We start from the raw sequence: 20,872 nt of genomic DNA, 5'->3' as shown, positions 1-20,872 counted from the left end.
GACGCTTAGGCTGCATGCAGCTCGATCCGATGAGCGCCCGCTGGCAGGGAGAGCGTCACTAATTCGGTGAGAGCATCGTAGCTGTAGGCGTTGGCAGACATGAGGCTACCGTTAAGATAGATCGCCGACAGCGCATCTGCGGCATGGATGTCCACCGCTGTAGCCGCATCCAGCTCTACGACGCCGCTCGTCACCCCAGCGAGAGCGTCAACCTCGAAGGAAGCGCGAATCGCAGACGGCGCAGCTAGGAGCGTGACGGCTGCGTAAGCGAGCGTGCTGCCGCCGGTCATCGAGAAGCCCTTGACCGTCCCGTCGGACGTCGCCGAGACGACGGCTTGCTCCGCATCGGCAGCGATCCCGTCGATCGTATAAGCCGAGCTGCCTGTGCGGAATACGATCCGGTCAACGATGCCGCTCGCATCATCGCGGGCGACGAGCGCGCCGGTCGCGCCGCTGCCCGTCAGCCGCTCGGCCTCGAGCTGCTGCAGCTCGCCCGCACCGCCCGCACCGCCTGTCGGCTGCAGACGGATCGCATCGATGCCGATGAAGTAGTTGCCGGAGCTTGCATGCTTGCCAACCGTCTCGTAGCGGATCGTGTGACTGCCGGTAGTGAGCGTCACCTGCCCTTGCTCGAACGGCGCAGCCGCTTGCACGAGCGGGCTATAGCCGTCGAATACACCGCCGACCGGCTGGCCATCGACATAGGCTTGCACCCGTCCGTAGAGCGGAGACTGGATGAACAGCGTCGCCAGGTTATACGTGCCGGCCTCCTCGACCTCCACTGCGTAGGTGACGTAATCGCCCGTCTGATCCGCCGGATAAAAGGCCAGTCGGGCGTTGGCGGCGTTGAAGACGGAGACCGTCTTGCCCGACGTCGCTGCCGGGGGCACCAGATCCTCGGCTTGCACATAGTCCGAGCCGCTGCTCGGCGTCGCCTTCAGCACCGTCAGGAACTGGTAGCTCTGCGCAGGAGCGGGGCTCTGCACCTTCGTATACTGACCGTAGCTCTCAGCTCCGGCATACGAGCCTACGCGCATCGCCAGCGGCTGCCCGCCCAGGAACTTGACGTTCAGCGAGGCGGCGCCGTTAGTGAACCACAGATCCTCGCCCGCCGTCGTCTGTCCGTAAGCAGCGGCCGCGCCGTCGATCGCGAAGTCGTACAAATTGCCATTGAACAGCACCCAGTCGAAGGTGCGGGCGACATCGGCTTGCAGATCGTCGAGCATGACGTAGTAATCGTTGTTCACATGGACGATATGACGGTCGAAGCGAGTCAACGAAGGGCTGCCATATGCTCCGGGAGCCGAGCCGCGCACATAGCTGTAGCCGTCTGAGATCATGCCGCGCGTCAGCGTCCCGCCGCCGAGCTGCGACTGACCCTGACCATCCACCTGGATCGTGCTATGGCCGAGCTTGGACGTATAGTCATGCGCCGCGCCTGCCGAGAACTCCTGATACCCCGGGTCGCCAGCAATCCAGGAGCCGTTCACTGCGAGCTGGAAGCTGTTCTGATCGTAATGGTTATGCCCCAGCTTCGAGTCATTGCTGACGAAGGTCAGCAGTGTATCCTCCTTGTCCCAGCCCGAGCGCAGCGCCGCCCAGCCGATCTCCTCCAGTACGGCCGACTTGGGCCATGTCTCAAGCCCGCCCAGCGTCGGCGTCGTATCGTAGAACAGGAACTGCGAGAAGGCGTCGGAGCTCCCCTCGGTCTCCACCAAGTATCTGCCGGCTGCGCCGCTATCCAGCCAGCTGTTAACCGCCAGCATCGTCAAGGTGAAAAAGTTGGCTGCGCTCGAGTCCGAGTAATTGGCCAATCCTGCTCCGCCGGGCGCCAGGAAATAATTGACCCACCGGGTCAAGAAGTCGTCGAAAAACGGATGCTCGATATAATCCCGCATCCCGGTCACTCGCGAGAGGTGATCGAGGCCGCGGATCATGTTGTCCACCGAATAGCTAGTGTAGAGCATCCCCTCCTGCTGCCCCGAGTTCATCCGCGTATCCAGGTACCACGCGTAATAATCGGTTGCCCGCGTCAAGTACCGCTCGGCATTGGGAGACTCGCCGAGCAGCACCGAGCCGCCGCTCGCCAGCGCCGATGCCCGCAGCATCTGGAGGTTGACATCGACCTTGGTCTGGACATCGGTATACAACGGCTCCAGTCCCTTGGTCTCGAGCGCCGAGCGGACGCTCTGGCGCTCCGTCGCCGTGAGCAGCGGGTACAGCACATCGTAAGCCATGCTGACGCCCATCGTCAGATGCGCCGTATCCAGACAGGTCACGCCTGCGCAGCCGTAGCCCGGATCGGTCCAGGCGCTCCAGCCGATCACCGACATCAAATAATCCTTGGCCTTGTCCGCATACGCCTCGTCCTCGGTCATCGCATACGCGAGCGACAGGATCTCGAGACGTTCCTCCACCGCCCGGCTCATCAGCGTCCAGTACGGATAGGTCCCGTCCGTGAAGCCCGGCGGATTGGCCATCGGCCCCGGCTGCGCCGGCGGCAGCGGGTAGGAGACGAGATGACCGCCGTAATACGTCACCGAGTAGCTCGTCTCTGACAGATAGGCATCGGCCTTGGCCTCAAGCTCGCTCCATAGCTGGCTGCCGGTCTTGCCGAAAAAGCTGTGCGTCGTATCCAGCGTATGCGCCCGCTTGGTCGGCAGGTCCGCGCTCGTGAAGTAGAGGCGCGGATGACCGCTCACCGCCAGCGGGAACTCGCGGACCGGGGCCTCCGGGACGAGAGCCAGGGTCGCCTCATCATAATACGTCGTACCGACGTTGCTGCCGTGCAGATAGAGCAGCAGCGTCGCATAGGCCGTCCCCGCAGGCGCAGCGAGCTCGGCGCGAATAACGCTCCATTGATTGAGGTCGCTGGACTCGCCGATCTTCACGCCGATCCTCGTGTGGGAGCTGTCCCAATACTCGAGGTAGAGCTGGCCGCCCCCTGCGAGGTTATAGGCCTGGATCGTCGCTTCATAGACGGAGCCGGGCTCGACCGACAGCCGACTGCTGCGCAGGCCGGTCGACAAGGTCGCGGAGGCATCGGTAAGCTTGACGCTGTAGTCGCCAGAGTAGACGATGTCCTGGGCTGATTCGTAGACAGCACCGCTATCGAGCGGCGTCCAGCGCAGCGGCTTGCCCGCAGCTACATCCTCAAACCCCAGATTGGCATCCACCGCCCGCAAGGAAGCATCGTCAAAATACGTCGTCCCGACATTTGCAATGTCCAAATATAGCAGCAGCGTCGCATGAACAGTCCCCGCCGGAGCGGTGCGCGTGATCTCCAGCTTCTCCCACTGGGCCGTCACGGTACCGGTGAGTGTCTGCACGTCGATGCGATTGCCGTTGACGTCCCAGTACTCCAGATACAGATGCGCATTGCCGTAGAGCTGGTAGGCGTAGACACTGCCCTTGTAGCTGACGCCCGGCGTTACCGGGATGAGCGCGCTGCGCAGGCCAAACGATTCGTCCGTGAGCGAATCGACCAGCTTGACGCTAGCCGCGCCGCTGCGCACGTACGCCGGATCGGTATTGCTATTCAGCGTGCCGCCGGAGCCATACATGACCCAGCTCGCAGGCTGGCCGGAGACGACCGTCTCGAAGCCCTCGTTGGCGATCAGCTCCATCGACTCCGCACGCACAGCCATTGGCGGCTGCCCCGCCGCGCCGAGCAGATGGAGCAGCAGGGCCGCCGCCACCAGGCGGGCGATCCATCTCCTTGCTTCATTTGCATGTGATGCGCTCATTATTCTACACGCTCCTTAACCGAAGGTTGGAATCACCGTGTATCTATGAAGCTAGCCTTTGACCGCGCCGACCAATTGACCATGGATAAAATATTTCTGCACAAACGGATAGACGATGATGATCGGCAGCACCGTCAGCATCAGGGCCGCCATCTTCAGGTTCTGCGGATCGACCTGGAAGCCGTCCTTGACCATCGCCTGATTGGTCTGGGTATCGACCAGCCGCGCATTGCTGAGAATGTCGCGCAGTTGGAACTGCAACGTCCACATCGTCTTGTCGCGGATGAAGATCAGAACGTTGAACCATTCATTCCAGTAAGCGACCGCGCTGAATACGACAAAAGCCATCGCCATCGGCATCACCAGCGGCAGGATAATGTTCGTCAGGATGCGCAGCTCGCTTGCCCCGTCGATCTCCGCCGATTCCATCAGCTCCTGCGGAAGCTGCATGATCTGGTTGCGGAAGACGATAATGTAAAAAATATTGATGACCGACGGCAGGATAAGCGCCCAGTACGTATTGTTCATGCCAAGCGTATTGACCAGCAGATAGAACGGAACAAGGCCGCCGCTGAAGTACATCGGCACGATCAAAAACAAGAAAAGGAAGCGGCGGCCATGCAAATTTTTGTGCGCCAGCACATAACCCGCCGCCATCGACAGGACGATGACGAGCGACGTATTGACGGCTGTCAGCACGACTGTATTGACGAACGAGCGGATGAACTGCTTGCTGTACGCAAGCTGGTAGTACGCATCGAGGTTAAAGCCTCTCGGCCACAAGCCGACGCTGCCCGCGAACACCTCGTCGAAGCTGCTCAGCGAGATTGCGATCGCATTGACGAACGGCACGATGATCGTCAGGCTGAAGCTAATGAAAAAAAGGGCATTGCATAGCTCGAATATCTTCCTTGAGGTCGATCTGTAGATCAAGGTGTCACCCCCCCTAATAGAGTCCCATGCCGACCAGTCGTTTGGACAGCCGGTTGGCCGACACCAGCAGCACGAACCCGAGGATGCTCTGGATGAAGCCGATCGCGGTCGTCAGACTGTACTGCGACCCTAACAATCCGACACGGTACACATAGGTGCTGATCACATCCGAGACGTCGAGCACGAGCGGATTTTGCATGACGAAGATCCGCTCGAAGCCGATCGCGAAGATCGTCGACAGCTTCAACAGGAGCAGCAGGATGATCATCGGCAGCATCCCCGGCAACGTCACGTGCAGCATCTGCCGGAAGCGGCCTGCGCCATCGATCATCGTCGCTTCGTACAGGCTGGAGTCGATGCCGGCAATGACTGCAAAGTACAGGATCGCCGACCACCCGACCTCCTTCCAGATACCGGAGGATACGAGGATGGCGCGGAACCACTCCTTGTTGACCATGAAGTATTGCGGCTCGATCTGGAACCAGCCAAGCACGGCATTGACGATCCCCTCGGTCGGCGACAGCATCTGGTAAAAGAAGCCCGAGACGACGATCCAGGAGAGGAAATGCGGCAAATACGAAATCGTCTGCACCAGTCGCTTGATCCGCGAGCCGATCAGCTCGTTGGCCAGCAGCGCGAAGACGATCGGAGCGGTAAAGCCGAACAGCAGATCATAGAAGTTGATAATCAATGTATTGCGCATCACCTGCCAGAACGCCTCGTCGCTCAGGAAGTACGCAATATGCTTGAAGCCGACCCACGGGCTGTCCCCTACCCCGCGAAAGGGCGAGAAGTCCTGGAACGAGATCAGAATGCCGTACATCGGAATGTAGTTGAAAATAAAGATGAGCAGCAAGACGGGCGCAATCAGGGTGTAAAGCGCAAACTGCGTCTTGTAGGAGCCCCGCCGCTTGCGGCGGCGGGGCTTGCCAGTGCTGGCCCCGCCAATCTTAGATGCATGCATGGCCGTCTCCTTTCTACCAATCGATTTCTTTGACCCCAAGCGCTCTTAGCCGGTCCTTGTTCTCCTGCACGAATTGCGTCATCTCATCCTGGATAAAGCCGTATTTGCTCTTGAATTCGTTCACCTTCTCATCGAATTGCTCCATCGTAATCGCGCCCATAATGGCCTCTACCGTCGTCTGTGTGATAAACTTGTTGGCCTCCGGCGTCTTCAGCAGCGCTTCGTCGGACGGCTCCAGGAAGCTCGTCAGATCCATGCCATTGGCCGCCGCTTCCTGGTCGAGCGCCGCCAGTCCGTCCAGCCTGCGCTGCAGCTCCTCCGGCGCCAGCACTTGCGAGGCCGCAGCGATGCTGGCTTCCTTGCGCTGGTCAAATCCGAAGAGCAAGGCGAGATGCAGCGAGTAATACTTGTCCGGGTTGGCCAGTCCCTGGCCTTCGATCGGCAGCTTGCTACCATCGACGACGTCGTAATCCTCGCCCTCCTTGCCCCAGAAGATCGCATCATACAGCTCCTGCGACGCGAAGCCCTCGATCACCTTCCATGCCCGATCCGGGTCCTTGGACTGACTGGAGATGTACAGTCCATGCGCCGTGATCGGCAGCTGTTGCTTCGTCTGCGCATACTTGCTGTCCTTCAGCGCGGCCGGGTACGAAGCAAGCGCCGGCGCAAATTGCCATTCCGCCTCGGGGGACGGGAATTTCGGACTGTTGTTCGGGATGTATTGATTGGCGCTGTTCACCATGAACAGCATGTTTTTCTGGAAGTTGGCGCCGTACTTTGCCTGGTCGTTGGTCGCGAACTCCTTGTCGAGGATGCCTTCGTCATACAGCTGCTTCATGATCTCCACGGTCGCCTTGTACTCCGGCAAGGTAAAGGTGCTGACCACCTCGCCGTCCTGTACGCGGTTCGTGTACGGCAGCGCGCCATGCCAATAGAAGAAAGGCAGGAAGGTAAAGGTCAGACCGATATCGCCCTCGACATAGCTGGACATCAGCACCGACTCCGGCTCGGCTTGCTTGATCTTGCGCAGCAGGCTCAGCCACTCGTCCACGGTCGCAGGCCACTGTCCGTCGTTGTACTTCATCACCAGATCGTAGCGGGCGATGACGCCCTTGCCCTGCGGGGCTGCGACTGCCGGCATCGGGATCCGGTAGTAATGGCCGCTCTTGGACTTGGCCAGCTCCATCATCTCCGGCGTCACCCACCTCTGCACGACAGGCGAGTTGTCGTAATACGACTTGAGATCGATGAAAGCGCCGTTGTCCGCATTACGCTCCGCTTCTTCAGAGAACCACGTATGGACGACATCCGGCAGCTTGGCTGAGGACATCATCAGGTTGAACTTGGTCTGGATATCCTGGGCCGACGGCACCTCCATGCTCAGATCGACATTGGCGTAGTCCTCCACGAGACGGATGTACGGATTGTCTGCCGGGTCGATGCCATCAGGATACGGAAGTCCCGAATCGCCCATGAACATGCTGATCTGCTTGCGCTCCTGGCCAGCCGCCGTATTGCCTTCGCCAGTGGACGGCTCTGCCAGGTTGCCGCCTCCGTTCGTACATGCCGCAGCCGCTACACAGAGCGCCACCAGCATCGCCGTTTGCACTGTCATTCTTTTTGCTCTTTTTTTCATCTGGCATCTGCCCTCCCATGGTTGTCCAACGCGAATATTTGGCTGGTTTCATTATAGATTTCGGGTTAGCGTCGCGTACATTGACGATCTTCTCGCAGACTGTCACTATCTTATGCAATCGTCGCCGCCCGCCGCCAGAGTAGGACTATGTTACGATTCCTCGTAAGATGGTGCTAGTTTGGGTGCGAAGATGGGTACAAAAAACAGACTGTTGAAAAAGATAGCCTCATACGGCGTTTTTCAACAGCCTGACAAAAGAGCATGGTTTCCGTCTATCGTCAGCTCTCCTGACTACATCGCCTGATCGTCCAGGCTGCTCTTGGGCATGCGCAGAACGACCGCTGTCCCCTGCTCCGGCCCGCTGGCGATAGACACGCCGTATCGCTGACCATAATGGAGCTGCAGCCGGTAATGGGTGTTGCTCAGACCGATCGACTCGCCGGGCGGCCGATCCTCGCGGCCTGCGCTCAGACGGCTGCGGAGCCTCTCCAACTGCTCCACGGACATCCCCGAGCCGTCATCCGCCACCTCGATGAGCAGCAGCTCCCCTTCCTCCCGCACCGTGATCGTGATCGTCCCTCTGTAATGCTTGTTCTCGAAGCCGTGCAAAATCGCGTTTTCGACGAGGGGCTGGACGCTAAGCTTGAGCACCGCCGCATCCGCCAGTGTCTCCGGTACGATCTGGCGCAGCGTGATCCCTTCGCCATAGCGCATATTCATCAGCTTGACATAATGCTGGATATAAGCCAGCTCGTCCCGCACCGTGCCGAACAGCGCTGTATCCCGGTAGAACAGATGGAGCATGCCGCCGAGCGAAGCGATGCCGTCCGCGATATGACGCGCGTTGCTGACGAGCGCAATCCATTTGATGCTGTTCAGCGTATTGTGCAGGAAATGCGGCGTAATCTGGGCCTGCAGCACCTTCACCTCGACCTCCCGCTTTTTGTGCTCGGTCTCTTCGTTGCGGTCGATCAGATCGCGGATGCTCTGCGACATCCGGTTGAACTGCATGCCTAGCAGGCCAATTTCATTTTGCGGCTGCGGATCGACCAGCACCCCGAGGTCGCCGTGCTGGAGCCGCTTCATCTTAGCAGTCAGCTCCTGCAGCGGCAGCAGGATTCGCCTCACCCCGTAGAAGGTGAGCAAGACGACCAGCGTCAGGCTGATGACGGTGATCAGGATCAGAATCTCGCGCAGGCGCATCACATCGCGATTAAACAGCTTGAGCGGGATCTCGCGGACCAGCCTCCACTCCTTGTTGGCCAGCTCATAGTGCACGACCTGTCGGGCCCGCTCCCCCCACTCGGTGTAGCTGCCATAGCCGCTCGTAGCAGCGACCCTCGCATCGCTCGCCTGGCCCAGCGTCTGCTTGTCGGTCGCGCTGATAATCATGCCTTCCCGATCGACCAGATAGGTGTGGATATCCGGCCCGTCATACGAGTCCTGATAGATCGCTGCCAATTCCCTTTCCTTAATGTTAAAGATTAGCATCGCGCTGCGCTCAGGGTTGGTTGGCATCGCGATGTAGCGAACGAAGGTGAGCAGATCCCGGGCATGATCGCGGGCGGCCGCCTCCGAGCGCTCCATAAAATCGGCCGACTGTTGACCGCCGTACCAGTAGGATCGGGAGAAGGGATTTTTTTCGCGCTGGTACAGCGCCGTCTGGTAGAAGGGATGGTCCTTGCCTGTGGCGAGGCTGTAACTCCGAGTACCGCTCGCTCCGACTACCTCCCCGTCCTCTGTGAATAGATAGATCGAGTCGAAGTAGCGGTACTGCGCCATCGTCTGCTTGAACAGCTCGCGCAGATCCAGCGTCAAAAAAAGATGCTGAACGTGGGTGCCCTTCTGTTCCAGCACCTCGCGCAGCAGCGGGGCCATCTGCACTTGGTAGGCGACCTGCTCCGCCTCATTGCGGAACGTCGCGAGGCCGCGCTCGACCTGACGGAACAGTTGGATGGTGGACTGCTCCGAACGCGATTGCAGGATGTCCATCACTTGCAGGTAGACGAATATGGAACTAAGGAGCAGGATGAGCGAGGTGATGGCCAAAAAAATGAGACTCAGCTGGCGTCTAAGACTCGTATTCACTCGGGCAATCCTCCATTCGCTCTGGCTGAAGCCGGAACCATCGCGGGCTGACTCCCGTTATCTTTTTGAATATCCGGCTGAAATAGCTGTAATCATGAATGCCGACCTGATCCGCCACCTCGCTGATCGTATGCTCGCTTTGTCGCAGCAGGCCTTTGGCGATCTCCATCCGGTATTGGATCAGATAGTCGATCGGACTATAGCGGGTTTCGCGCTTGAACAGCATGCTGTAATAATTGGAGCTGAGGTTGACATGCCGGGCCAACTGCCTCAGCGTAACGCCCTTCCTGTAGTGCTGCTGGATGTAGCGAATCCCCGCCGCCACCTCTGGACTGTATTGCGCTTGCTCCGCCCCTGCACGAAGCAGCGTATCCAGATAGTCCGTCACACGCGCTATCGCCTCCTGCAGCGTCCTCGCGGCACGGATGTGCGACGACGTCTCCTCCAACAGCTTCCAGACCTGCTCGCTCGGCAGCCTGGACTGCCCGATCGGCGCACGCAGCGCCCGGACCAGGAAGTCCGACCAGTCCCGCACCCCGTACTTGCCCTCCAGCCTAAACGACGTCAGCTGCTGGAGCATACTGTCCCGTATCGAGGCCTCCAGCCGGCTCCAGCTCGACTCGATCTCCGTGCACCATTGTTCGGAGCGCTCGACGAGCCTCTCCTTGATATGCTCGTCATATCGCCACTGCGTACCGTCGCCGCACACATATTTCATGTCAAGCGACTGTCGGCACTCCTCATATAGTGCCTTGACCGGCGCCGCTCCAGCTCCCGTCCGGCTCAGGCCAACGCTTACCGTCGTATTGAAGTAGCGGGAGACGGCTTGTCCCAGATGGAGCAGGAATGGCTCGGTCGCAGCGTCCGCCTGCTCGCTCCCTCCGTCCCCCGGCGTGCGAATCATCAGGAGCGCTTGCTGCTGCTGCGTATAGACGATGGAGATATAGGGATAGGCGGCAGCCACATGCTGCAGCACGCCGGACATGTTCATCCCGGTCAGATGGCCCTGCTCGTCGCCGAATCGCGTCTTGAGCGACGCATACCGGTCGACCTCGACGATGCACAGCCGGAGACCGTCGCCGCTGCGTCCCCCGAGCCGCAGCACGCACTCCTCGATCGTGGTCGTTTCGCTCGCCAGCGAGTCTCTCAGGTTGTCCCATCGCACCTCCGCCCCGCCTCCAGGGTGATAGGAAGATAGTGCAGGAGCTTGCGCCTTCAGCTTGTCGGCCATCTTGCCGACGACCCGTTCCATATCCTCCGGGGTCATCGTCAGCTTCAGGATATATTCGTCCACGCCGAGCGACAGCGCATTGCGCGCCATCTCAAAATCGCTCAGACAGGTCAAAATGACGATTGCTGCCGACGAGTTGTGTTCCCGAATGCGCCGGATCAGCTCCATCCCATCCATCACGGGCATTTTAATATCCGTGATGATCAGCTCCGGCCGTTCCTTTTCGTAAACGTCCCAAGCCTCTTGACCGTTACCGACGTCAGCGATTACAGACATGCCGTATTTTTCCCACGGGATCAGATTTTTCACGCCGATGCGGACCAGAATCTCATCCTCGGCAATCATTACTCGATACATCGCGTTCGCCCCTGTCTTGTCACTGATGTATTCATGTTAACTAATTGCACACAACCAGGCAAAAAACTCCGTATCCCTGCTATGAACAAAAGTATATCATAATAGAATGGCAATTAATCTGACTTAAATATGTCGCAAAATAGAAGTAAGCGTTTTCTTTCAAGTATACGAGATTCCTATTCGTCCAGCAAGACATTAACGGGGTTAATCGCCCTCCCCGACAGCGCCCCTCCTGTCGCGCTGTCGAGGTGCTGTCGGGGAGGCTGATCTGAAGTAAAAAACTTTTTTTAAAAAAATTTTGGAAAAGTGTTGACGGCGGCTTCGAAACTTGATATATTATTACTTGTCCCCGACACGATCTGTTAGCTCAGCTGGGAGAGCACCATCTTGACAGGGTGGGGGTCAGTGGTTCGAGCCCACTACAGATCATACATAAGAGAAGCCGCGAAGCCTTGGTATTACTGGGCTCGCGGTTTTTTCTTTATCCTCCCCAACACCTTGTTTTAGACGAATTAATATTTCTGGTGCGGATTTGGTGTGGATGAATCTTCCGCTGTGTCCTGTTGTAGATTATGTAATTATGGCTTGTGAAATAAATAGATGATTTGAAATGAGGGAATCACAATATGAACCGTAAAATTGAACTCATGGAAACCTACATAAATATCGACCTTGGAAACCCTCCCTTTTTAAAATTAGATGAAGGATTGCAAATTCCATACGCTTCAATTAAGGGAGTAAAAACAGGTAGACCGATTCCCAATGCTTTTAAACTACATGGTGCTTTAATGGGAGAAAAGAGAAGTGGGTTATTTCTATCCTTTGGCGGTTATCAACTGCACTTTTTTGAAAATGAGCTCGAAACGCTTCATTTAGATTTGAATAGCTTTCAAGTTGGCAAGTTCAAAATATCAAAGTTGATCATTGGTGTTGAAAATCCGGAAGAAATAAGCAAACATATTTTCGAAAGATTAAAGTGATCATTTGTTAATGAACTGTTCTTTTCGAATTAAGTATCAAAACACGCATAACCCCCCGCAGCTAAGCTGCGGGGGGATTGCTTTATCGGCAGGGACCTGTGGGAGCCTGGCGAGGATTCATCCTATAAGATCCAAGCGCGTGCGATGATAACAAGCAGGATGAACAATACCAGGATTGCCCCCGTGGACGTGAACGGTCCGCCTGCGCCGCAACCGCCATAGCCGCCTACGCCGCCGACACAACCGCCACCGCCGTATCCGCCTACTACATTCATGGGTGATTCCTCCTTTAATTTGAGGTACACCATAACATATGACCAAATCGACGTTTGGGTTGGGTGTTTGGCCCTGCGCATTCGCCTAAATTAGGCGGCCAGGCTGTTTTTATTGTTACTGTGCAAGATTGATTTGTTTGATGATCTCTTTTGAGCTTAAGATGGACACGCCGATGTTTTTCATCTCTTCCATTCCCTTGTCGTACACGCCGGATATTGCATCCTCGGTCATCACCACTCTAAAGTCCCGTTCGCTGGCCTCATACATGCTCGTTCGCGGACAGTTTGGAAAGTTGCACCCTGCAAAAATCAACGTATCGATCTTCCGCTCAATGAGAAACTCCTCAAGACGCGTTTGGTAAAAGGCTCCCCATCGAGGCTTATACATCGCCCAATCGTGCTCGCCTAACTGCTGAAAAAATCCGTCAAGGAGCAACTGATCGTCCAGCCGCGAGCGCTCTGAAGGCTTTAGTTCGTCGACGAGCTCCGCCCCATCGCTACCCGGCAAAACCAATGTATTCCCTTCTTCAATGGCTTCCCTGCGACATATATCCACGTTGCTGCCATCTTCTTTATATAGACGAATGACATGAATAATGGGCTGTTGTGCTTGACGATAGGCTTGTACAAGTTCCTTCATTGTCGGCAAGATGTCTGGCGTTCCTGCTACCTCGGCTTTCGAGCCTGACAAAGAAAAGTCGTTTTGCGTATCAATTGTAATCAATGCACTTCGACCCCAATTAGGGTCAGTATATCTCGACATCTGCATCATCCTTTCGTTAATATGCAATTCCTACTCGTGAAGCAATGAAATTGCTGGTTTGTAGCTGACGATAAGTAAATTCCGCCGTATCCGGCACCGAGATGACACTGCCGCCTTCCGGCAGGTAGTCCCGTTCCACCCGATAGCTCCCCGTACGTTCTCCATCCTTCAAGGCCGTAGGGCACACGATCGTCCATTGAAGAGACGTTTGCCCTAACAAATGATATACTTGATGATGCTCCTCTGCCGCGCGCGTCGATCTGCGCATGGATTCGCTGGATTGATAACGCAGCAGCTCCGGAGAGATTCTGCTTTGTAGAATACCGGCCGTCCCTACGATGATGATCCGTTCGATCCCTTCGCGATCCATCGCTTCTATGATGAGAGGCATGCTTTCCGACAGCGTCGTTGTACCGTCTGTGTTTAAGGCGCTGATGACGACATCATTGCCGTATATCGCTCGGGTGAGATCTTCTTTCTCCAGAACGTTACCGTGCAGAAGGGTCAGACGTTCATGCGGTTCAAAACGCTGCATCTTCTCCGGCGAGCGGACGAGCGCGGTCACCTGATGGCCATCATGAAGAGCATGGGAGACGATGTGGCTCCCGACTCGGCCGGTCGCCCCAAGGATCAACACTTTCATACGAAAAACCTCCTAAAGCGGGTAGCCGCGAGGGTTGAAATTGTTCATCGTCTGATGAACATTCATTTTTGTGTTCTCTTATAATATAATAGCTACAGCAAGAGCCATCAACAAAGCATGATAAGGGGGTTCCTACCCTGAATTACGATACATGTATTCAGAACATCCAAGCGATTTGTCCAACTTTGCAGATGAAACCGTCCGTTGTACTGGCGGAGCATACCTTTATCCAGACTGGAGGCGTCACCGATCTGTACGTCCAGCCCGCAACCCATGAGGAGGCGCAGGCGGTGGCGCGTTGTTGCGCGGAGCATGCCATTCCGCTGACCGTGCTCGGCTTTGGCACCAATGTCATTATTCGCGACAGCGGCATCCGGGGCGTCGTCATGAATCTGAATCTGCTCGATCAGATTACCGTCAATGACGATATTATTATCGCTGGGAGCGGCGCCAGCCTGATTGAGGTTTCGCGAACCGCGCGAGATTATTGCCTCTCCGGTCTGGAATTTGCCTGTGGCATCCCCGGCAGCGTCGGAGGCGCCCTGATGATGAATGCCGGCGCTTATGGCGGCGAGATCTCCTTTGTCCTCGCCAGAGCCTTGGTGCTAACTCGCGCAGGCGACTTGCTGGAGCTATACGCGCCACAGTTCGAGTTTGGTTATCGCTCCAGCGTGTTTGAACGGGCCGGTTATATTGTGCTGGAGGCGGAATTCCGACTCGAGGCAGGCGAGCTGTGCGACATCCAGGGCAAGATGGACCACTTCACCTTCCTGCGCGAGGACAAACAACCGCTCGAATACCCATCCTGCGGCAGCGTGTTCAAGCGACCGCCCGGGCTGTTTGCCGGCAAGCTGATCGCAGACAGCGGGCTGCAGGGCACCCGGATCGGCGGGGCGGAAGTATCGACCAAGCATGCCGGCTTTATGGTCAATATCGACCGGGCCACCTCGACCGACTATCTGGCGCTGATCGATCATGTCAAGCAAGCCGTGAAGGCGCGATTTGGCGTCGAGCTAGAGACAGAGGTCAAAATCATCGGCGACTCCGAGCCATCGGCTCCATAAAGTCAAAGCCCGGGAACGGCGGCTCCCTCGCCATTCCCGGGCTGTTTTTTGTACCCGGGCGATCTGCGCCCAGGCTGTTTTTTGTACTCGGGCGATTGCGCCCAGGGTTGTTTTTTGTGCTCGGCGACTGCGCCGAGCCGCAGGCGTTCGTCGAGCGGTACCGATTACTCCTTTTCCTGCTCCTTCTGCTTTTCTTTCATCATACTTTTTAATTCATTCGTATATTTAGCCAGTCGTTGTCCAATCTCTGAGCGCAGCACTTCTCTTGTGATGCCAAAGCGACTTTCGTAGCCCCGGCATACATAGTTGTAATAAAAAATGTCATCGTCCGTTTCTTTGTTTGCGATTCTGATGTTTCTGCCCGCCAGCTTCTTCTTCAGCGCATAATGGTCCTTCGTCACCGCGAATACGATGATCTCCAGACAACGCGCGTGAAGCTCCTTTAGTACGAGATTGGATCCCTTCACCTGCTCAATGCCATGATGGAGCATAGAGAGGATGTGCGGCAATACGACGCCATCTCGAATCATCGTCAGCTCATCGCTCGAAGGCATCCCGCTCAGTTGGGGTTGATGCCGTCTCGTGTACTGTTCTTTATGTTCGGTTAGCAGCATCTTGGTTTTCCAGCGTTCATTCCCGTCGAGTTTGCTCACTTGTAATGGCCTCCTATTTGCTCGGCTCGCTCACGAGCCACCCCGGCTTGCAGCAAGGAGGAGGCTCGCATAATGGCAATATCTCCAAAACGATGTTTAATCTCATCCGTCACGAGCTCCAGATCAAATTGCTTGGCTCGGTCTTCAAACAGATCCAGCTGCTGAACGTCATCGCTGGACAGTTGATTGAGCGAAATCGTGATCCGACTGACCGGCATTCCCTGCCAATGGGTATGGAACAGCTGCAGCACCGCTTGTATCAAATCATGGGTCAGCGATGTCGGGCGCGGCAGCGTCAATTGTCGATGAAACCCGCCCGCCCTTGCGCCATCCGACTCGCTCACGCCAAGCGATATGACGCGTCCCTGATAGCCAAGCCTGCGGGCCCTCCTGCCGACCTCGACGGCCAGCTCCAGCATCACCACCTCGATATCCTCCCGCCGACGGTAAAGGGACGCTCTTAGCGCTTTGCCGTGACTGACAGATTGAAGCGGCGTGGCGATCGACGGCACGACGGGGCTGGGATCGATGCCGTTGGCGATTTTCCAATAATATTCCGCTTGAATGTCGGATTGCTTGCCCATCATCCGCCGCATCATTTTTTGGAACACAGGCAGCTCCAGTCTGGCCACATCGCCAATCGTTCGCAAGCCATACAACGTAAACCTGGCGGTCATGCGCGAAGCGACCATGAACATCTTATGGATCGGCAACGGCCACAACTCACGTTCAATATTGTGCTGATCCAGGCGAAAGATGCCCCCGGGACATTTTTTGGCGAAGTTTTCCGTGGCGGTTTTGGCCAGCACCTTGGTAGGCCCGATGCCTACCCTCGTCGGGACGCCGGTCGAAAGCTGCACATGATGCTGGATCCGACGCGCGATCTCTTCGGCCGAGCCGTATAAGCCCGTTGATCCCGTTACATCCAGGAACTGTTCATCGATAGAGTAAGGCTCCACAAGCTCTGTAAAAGATTCGCAAATTTTGGTGATCAACAGAGAGGTGCTAATGTAGCGCTGCATTCGTGGCCGAATGACAACCAGGTCTCTACATAATGCCAACGCCTCCCCTACTCTACTGGCCGTCGTTACGCCATGTGCCTTGGCCACCGGGCATGCCGCCAGGATAATGCCGGACTGGCGTTCGGGATCGCCGACAGCAACAGGCTTGTTTTGTAATCCGGGATAAGCCGACTTCTCGATCGATGCATAAAAGGATTGCCCGTCGACCAACAAAATGGAACGATTGCCGTAGTCCAAAAAAATCACCTCCTGCCTATCCGGCATAACCGCTCCCTCTGGCTCGCTGTGCTGTCTGCGGGCGCTCGGCCGGGCGGGCCGCGAGGATGCTCTCCAGCAGGAAGACGCGCGGCGCCCGCGCAGTATGGCAATAGGCCCGCACCCGTCCGCCAGAGACTGCCCGCACCTCGATGAGCCGCTGCGTGACGACGCCGCTGCGGTCGAGATAGATGATCGTCGCCAGTCGCCCGACGGTCAGGTTGATCGGCATTGCGATCGCCTCCAGATCCAAGAACGTTTGTTCTTATTATATGCCGAACGTACATTCTTATTCCACAGGTTTTATCTGGAGATGCGCACAAGCCCTCCCACGACTGGACGTTGCACACAAGGGCGCTGCCGCATAGCTCGTCCCATCTGCGGGCGAGCTGCTTGTCCGAGGCGGGCCGAGCCAGCTTCGTTGGACTGCGCGGCAGACATGCCAAAGGACCGGAGCTGCCTCCGGTCCTTTGGCGAAGCTATCGTTATCTGCGTTTGCTGCTGCGGCTGCTGCGCATGCTGCGGCTATTGCGGCTGCTGCGGCCCGAACACCAGACATCTTTGACGGAGCAAGTTGTGTAGTGCTGCGGTACAGGCACCACGTGATGCTGATTGATCACTTCAACCGGATGGATGATCGGCTGAGCCTGAGGATGGAAGACGTTGTTGTACAGCATCGTAGGCTCTGTCACGATCGGCGACAGTTGGTTGTTCATCGGAGACATTTGGTTGCTTGCTGGCGACACTTGATTAGGGTTGAAACCATTGGACATGTTGCAGGACATGTGTCGTTCACACCTTTCGTCTAAGGGGATTTGGGATTTCTACCCCATTATATGAGCCGTCGGCGATTGTGACCTGTACATGCGTCCCGCGTATATTCGCCCGATCTTGCGCCGCCTTACAGCGCCGAGCTTGTCCTCCGCAGCTTCTCGTCAGAAGCCGACTGTGGTAAACTTACCTCATATATCCCCATAGATTGAGGTGCTCGATACGATGAAGCAAAATCCCCTGCTCTACTCTGTCCTCGGCTTGATGGCGCTCGTGTTCGGCGTCGTCGACTACCTGCTCGTCAACAAAACGCTCGGCGTCGTGCTGTCGCTCGGCGGGCTGGCACTTATCCTGTACGGCATCGCGCGCTACCGTCAAGTGAAGAACGGAAGATGAGCAACTGACTGTAACGCACCTAAACTGGGCGTCGCCGCAGCGGCAGCTGTCGTCCACAGGCTATCCAGCACCGCGTTGCGCCGGGACGGAACCCGCCCTCCTCCGCATACAATGCGTTATCTATGGATGGAGGAGGAAGGTCTATGGCCAACTATCGGATCATCGTCGATCTGTCGGACCGTCAGCTCTACCTGCTCGATGGCAACAATGTCGTGCGTGGCTACCCTGTCGCCATCGGCAAGATGCTGACGCGCACCCCGACCGGCGAGTACCAGATCATCAACAAGCAGCCCAATCCCGGCGGTCCATTCGGCGCTTACTGGATGGGACTGTCCAGACCGCATTACGGCATCCACGGCACCAACGATCCCGCCTCGATCGGCCGCGAGGTGTCGCATGGCTGCATCCGCATGTACAATGACGACGTCGTCGAGCTCGCCGCCACCGTGCCGATTAATACACGCGTGACGATCCGCCCCTGAGATGAACTTATCCCCCGCCCCTCCAAAAAAGCTGCAACCTTTCGCTGCAGCCTTGCGTCTAGAAGATTGACTAGAGAGAGAAACTGTCAACTCCAATAACGCAACGAGGTGAGCAAAATGATGAAAAAGAAACCCCTGCTGCTCCTATTGATGTCGATGCTGCTCGTCTTCGGCATCGGCCAGTCCGTCTGGGCCTTCTCGGATACGACCAACGATCCGAACGCAGCGAAGATCGAGCAATTGAAGCAACGAGGCATCATCAGCGGCGAGAACGGCAAGTTCCAGCCCCAGAGCAAGCTGAGCTACGCAGCCGCCGCATCCCTGCTGGTCAAAGGCTTCGACCTGAACCTGGACGGGATCAACTTCGTCAAGAAGCCGGAGGCGACGGACTACTTCCCTAACGCCAACAACAACGCTTGGTACGCCGATGCCCTTATCATCGTCGGCCACCACGATCTGGGCCTGCCGCGCGACTTGAAGCCTAACGCCGAGATCACGCGCGAGCAGTTCGCGCATGCGCTCATGCAAGCTGTGTACACGACCGGCGACTACGCCTTCATCGAGATCTATATCATGCTGGCGGATGAAGCCGACGTCGATCCCGCTTACATGAACAACGTACAAAAGGTGCTGATCAGCAAGTTCGCTGAGCTGGACGCTAAGGAAAAGTTCCATCCCAAAGCGGCCATCACGCGCAGCGACGCCGCTGGCTGGCTTCATGACGCGCTCGAATTCGTAGCTTCGACAGAGCCGGTGACGCCTGTAGAGCCTCAGCCCGAGGAGCCTTATACCTCGCCGCTGCATGACTTGAAGTTCAAGACAGAAGCTGTGAACGCAGACATCCAGAAGGTTACCGTAACGGCGACTGTGCCGCATCCGGGCTATGGCATCCGCATTGCCTCGATCATCTTCAACGATCAGGAAGCGGAGGTTTTCGTCGAAGCGGTCGAGCCTGACCCCGACATGATGTATCCGCAAGTGCTGACCGATGTCAGCGTGACGACCTATGTGGACAGCAAGTACAAGGTGGCGCTGGTCGAGAAGCTGGCTAGCTTCGGAGGCAGCGACGCCGCTGTCGAAGCATCGCAATAATTCGTGATATACTATTTTCTCCAAGCGATCTCTTGCAGATCGCTTTTTTTTCGTATACGCTTGAAACGCGACGCGAGTTGTTACGTATAACAAATATACAAACCCTACACTACGCGTTCATCAAGCGATTGCCGGCGTCCGAGGCCCGCGGATGATCCAATTCAGAGGAGGCTGCATGACTGATGTCTATCTTTAAACGATTGCGTGACCTGACCCTGTCGAATGTCTATGCCCTGATCGAGAAAGCCGAGGATCCGATCAAAATGACGGATCAATACATCCGAGATATGCAAGCGGATCTGGAGGATGCGGAAAAAGCCGTCGCCGCCCAGATCGCCCTGGAGAAGCGCTTCAAGCAGCAATACGACGAACAAGCTGCGCTCGTGCAACGCCGCACCGAGCAGGCGCACACTGCGGCCAAAGCGCAGAATGTCGATCTCGCCCGCCGCGCGCTGGAAGAGAAAAATGCTGCCGAACAGAAGATGAACGAGTTTAAAGCAAGCTACGATCAAAATAAAGCCGCTGCCGACAACCTGCGCGGCAAGCTCGACGAGATGCGCAAGCAGCTCACCGAGATGAAAAATAAGCGCGAAACGCTGGTCGCCCGTTACAACGCCGCCAAGGCGCAAAAGGAAATCAACCGCGCCATGTCCGGCTTCGGCAACGACTCGGCAAACGCCGGCCTGAAGCGGATGGAGGAGCGCATGCTGCAGATGGAGGCGCAAGCCGAAGCGAGCAACGAGATGCTCGGCAGCAGCAAAAGCAAGTCGCTCGACGACGAGTTCGCCGCACTCGGCAAGGATCAAGCGGTCGAAGACGAGCTCGCCGCCCTGCTCAAGCAATACGAAAAGCCGGACGCCTAAGGGGACCCCACAAAGTGGGGTTTGGGCTTCGGAGTCTACTCAGGTACTTTGCGAGGGCCACGAAACCCTATGAACCCAGGGATATAGCAAGCGGCGCTGCCGCTGCTGCACATCGCTCTAGGATTACACATACGCCGTCCTTCGGCGGCACAGCGCGTTTCATTCCGGAGAAATAAGAGTCATTTAGATACGCACAGCATATAAAATTATTTTGTTTTCAAAAAAACGCCTTGCCGGCATTGCTCCGGCAGGCGTTTTTTGAAGTAGAAAGATTGTTGTTCGCAGCGAGGGTAACAGCGAAAGAACTCGACAAACCATCTGGCGTCCAGAGGGACGCGCGGCAGTCAGATGCCGGCGCCCATCAGACGGCGGCAGCCCGACGACATATCGTTATCGTGGGGGGCCGTCCTGCCCATTTCCGAGCCGCACCCGCGGATTCGGGAATACTTGTGCGATATTTCGCCCATTTCCGAGTCCGCACTCGCAGATTCGGCGATACTTGTGCGATATTTCGCACATTTCCGAGCCGCACCCGCGGATTCGGGAATACTTGTGCGATATTTCGCACATTTCCGAGCCGCACCCGCGGATTCGGCAATACTTGTGCGATATTTCGCCCATTTCCGAGCCGCCCCGCGGATTCGGCGATACTTGTGCG

The 20,872-nt window shown here is 56.8% G+C and carries 19 protein-coding genes and 1 tRNA gene; 7 read left to right on the top strand and 13 right to left on the bottom strand.

From position 1 onward, the window contains the following. Positions 1-5 precede the first annotated feature (5 nt). From PA598K_RS22645 to PA598K_RS22620, 6 genes are all read right to left on the bottom strand, one after another. A complete protein-coding gene (locus PA598K_RS22645; protein WP_128659141.1) occupies positions 6-3,746 on the bottom strand; it encodes a heparinase II/III domain-containing protein in 3,741 nt (1,246 codons plus the stop codon). Positions 3,747-3,797: 51 nt separating this feature from the next. Then, positions 3,798-4,679, bottom strand: a complete 882-nt coding sequence (locus PA598K_RS22640; RefSeq protein WP_260405553.1) for a carbohydrate ABC transporter permease — start codon at positions 4,677-4,679, stop codon at positions 3,798-3,800. A gap of 13 nt (positions 4,680-4,692) precedes the next feature. After that, the gene (locus tag PA598K_RS22635; protein WP_128659140.1) at positions 4,693-5,643 is read right to left on the bottom strand and encodes an ABC transporter permease; all 951 of its coding nucleotides are present in this window, start codon (positions 5,641-5,643) and stop codon (positions 4,693-4,695) included. Between the two features lie 13 nt (positions 5,644-5,656). Further along, positions 5,657-7,279, bottom strand: a complete 1,623-nt coding sequence (locus PA598K_RS22630; RefSeq protein ID WP_128659139.1) for an extracellular solute-binding protein — start codon at positions 7,277-7,279, stop codon at positions 5,657-5,659. A 291-nt stretch (positions 7,280-7,570) separates the two neighbouring features. Next, entirely contained in the window at positions 7,571-9,367 is a 1,797-nt protein-coding gene (locus PA598K_RS22625; protein WP_128659138.1) for a cache domain-containing sensor histidine kinase, read from the bottom strand. Then, a complete protein-coding gene (locus tag PA598K_RS22620) occupies positions 9,351-10,955 on the bottom strand; it encodes a response regulator transcription factor (protein ID WP_128659137.1) in 1,605 nt (534 codons plus the stop codon). Before PA598K_RS22620 ends, PA598K_RS22625 begins: the two co-directional genes overlap by 17 nt. Before the next feature lie 356 nt (positions 10,956-11,311). On the opposite strand from PA598K_RS22620, the gene PA598K_RS22615 reads away from it, so the two are divergent. Next, positions 11,312-11,384: transfer RNA gene (locus PA598K_RS22615), tRNA-Val, on the top strand. 197 nt (positions 11,385-11,581) lie between these two features. Then, positions 11,582-11,935 carry a hypothetical protein gene (locus PA598K_RS22610; RefSeq protein WP_128659136.1) on the top strand — a complete coding sequence of 118 codons (354 nt, stop codon included), beginning with the start codon at positions 11,582-11,584 and terminating at the stop codon, positions 11,933-11,935. 122 nt (positions 11,936-12,057) lie between these two features. On the opposite strand, the gene PA598K_RS36410 is transcribed toward PA598K_RS22610, so the two are convergent. The 3 genes from PA598K_RS36410 to PA598K_RS22600 form a co-directional block, all read right to left on the bottom strand. Beyond that, positions 12,058-12,210, bottom strand: a complete 153-nt coding sequence (locus tag PA598K_RS36410) for a hypothetical protein (protein ID WP_185602174.1) — start codon at positions 12,208-12,210, stop codon at positions 12,058-12,060. 115 nt (positions 12,211-12,325) lie between these two features. Beyond that, complete coding sequence (locus PA598K_RS22605) at positions 12,326-12,934, bottom strand: isochorismatase family cysteine hydrolase (protein ID WP_260405552.1); 609 nt, start codon at positions 12,932-12,934, stop codon at positions 12,326-12,328. Positions 12,935-12,989: 55 nt separating this feature from the next. Beyond that, a complete protein-coding gene (locus PA598K_RS22600; protein WP_128659134.1) occupies positions 12,990-13,616 on the bottom strand; it encodes an NAD(P)-dependent oxidoreductase in 627 nt (208 codons plus the stop codon). Between the two features lie 137 nt (positions 13,617-13,753). Between PA598K_RS22600 and murB the strand changes: the two genes are divergently transcribed. Continuing rightward, on the top strand, positions 13,754-14,680 hold the full coding sequence (murB, locus tag PA598K_RS22595; protein WP_376739062.1) for a UDP-N-acetylmuramate dehydrogenase: 927 nt from the start codon (positions 13,754-13,756) through the stop codon (positions 14,678-14,680). Between the two features lie 164 nt (positions 14,681-14,844). Here murB and PA598K_RS22590 read toward each other — a convergent pair whose 3' ends face one another. The 4 genes from PA598K_RS22590 to PA598K_RS22575 all read right to left on the bottom strand — a co-directional run bounded on the left by PA598K_RS22590 (position 14,845) and on the right by PA598K_RS22575 (position 17,395). Next, a complete protein-coding gene (locus PA598K_RS22590) occupies positions 14,845-15,333 on the bottom strand; it encodes a hypothetical protein (protein WP_128659133.1) in 489 nt (162 codons plus the stop codon). Then, positions 15,330-16,619: a DNA polymerase IV gene (locus PA598K_RS22585; RefSeq protein ID WP_128659132.1), complete on the bottom strand. Its 1,290-nt coding sequence runs from the start codon at positions 16,617-16,619 to the stop codon at positions 15,330-15,332. The genes PA598K_RS22590 and PA598K_RS22585 overlap by 4 nt, the downstream gene beginning before the upstream one ends. Then, positions 16,609-16,842 carry a WYL domain-containing protein gene (locus tag PA598K_RS22580; protein WP_128659131.1) on the bottom strand — a complete coding sequence of 78 codons (234 nt, stop codon included), beginning with the start codon at positions 16,840-16,842 and terminating at the stop codon, positions 16,609-16,611. Before PA598K_RS22580 ends, PA598K_RS22585 begins: the two co-directional genes overlap by 11 nt. A gap of 253 nt (positions 16,843-17,095) precedes the next feature. Continuing rightward, positions 17,096-17,395 (bottom strand): hypothetical protein, encoded by a 300-nt coding sequence (locus PA598K_RS22575; RefSeq protein WP_128659130.1) that lies wholly within the window; start codon positions 17,393-17,395, stop codon positions 17,096-17,098. A 211-nt stretch (positions 17,396-17,606) separates the two neighbouring features. Between PA598K_RS22575 and PA598K_RS22570 the strand changes: the two genes are divergently transcribed. The 4 genes from PA598K_RS22570 to PA598K_RS22555 all read left to right on the top strand — a co-directional run bounded on the left by PA598K_RS22570 (position 17,607) and on the right by PA598K_RS22555 (position 20,214). Further along, positions 17,607-17,777, top strand: coding sequence for a DUF3953 domain-containing protein (locus PA598K_RS22570; RefSeq protein ID WP_128659129.1), 171 nt, complete (start codon positions 17,607-17,609; stop codon positions 17,775-17,777). 143 nt (positions 17,778-17,920) lie between these two features. Further along, the gene (locus tag PA598K_RS22565) at positions 17,921-18,259 is read left to right on the top strand and encodes a L,D-transpeptidase (RefSeq protein WP_128659128.1); all 339 of its coding nucleotides are present in this window, start codon (positions 17,921-17,923) and stop codon (positions 18,257-18,259) included. 120 nt (positions 18,260-18,379) lie between these two features. After that, positions 18,380-19,351, top strand: coding sequence for an S-layer homology domain-containing protein (locus PA598K_RS22560; RefSeq protein WP_128659202.1), 972 nt, complete (start codon positions 18,380-18,382; stop codon positions 19,349-19,351). Between the two features lie 182 nt (positions 19,352-19,533). Continuing rightward, the gene (locus PA598K_RS22555; protein ID WP_128659127.1) at positions 19,534-20,214 is read left to right on the top strand and encodes a PspA/IM30 family protein; all 681 of its coding nucleotides are present in this window, start codon (positions 19,534-19,536) and stop codon (positions 20,212-20,214) included. Positions 20,215-20,872 lie beyond the last annotated feature (658 nt).

It is taken from the genome of Paenibacillus sp. 598K (genome assembly GCF_003851045.1).
Taxonomy (GTDB): Bacteria; Bacillota; Bacilli; order Paenibacillales; family Paenibacillaceae; genus Paenibacillus_D.
The sequence above is the reverse complement of the archived record's forward strand: the minus strand, read 5'-3'. Positions and strand labels throughout refer to the sequence as shown.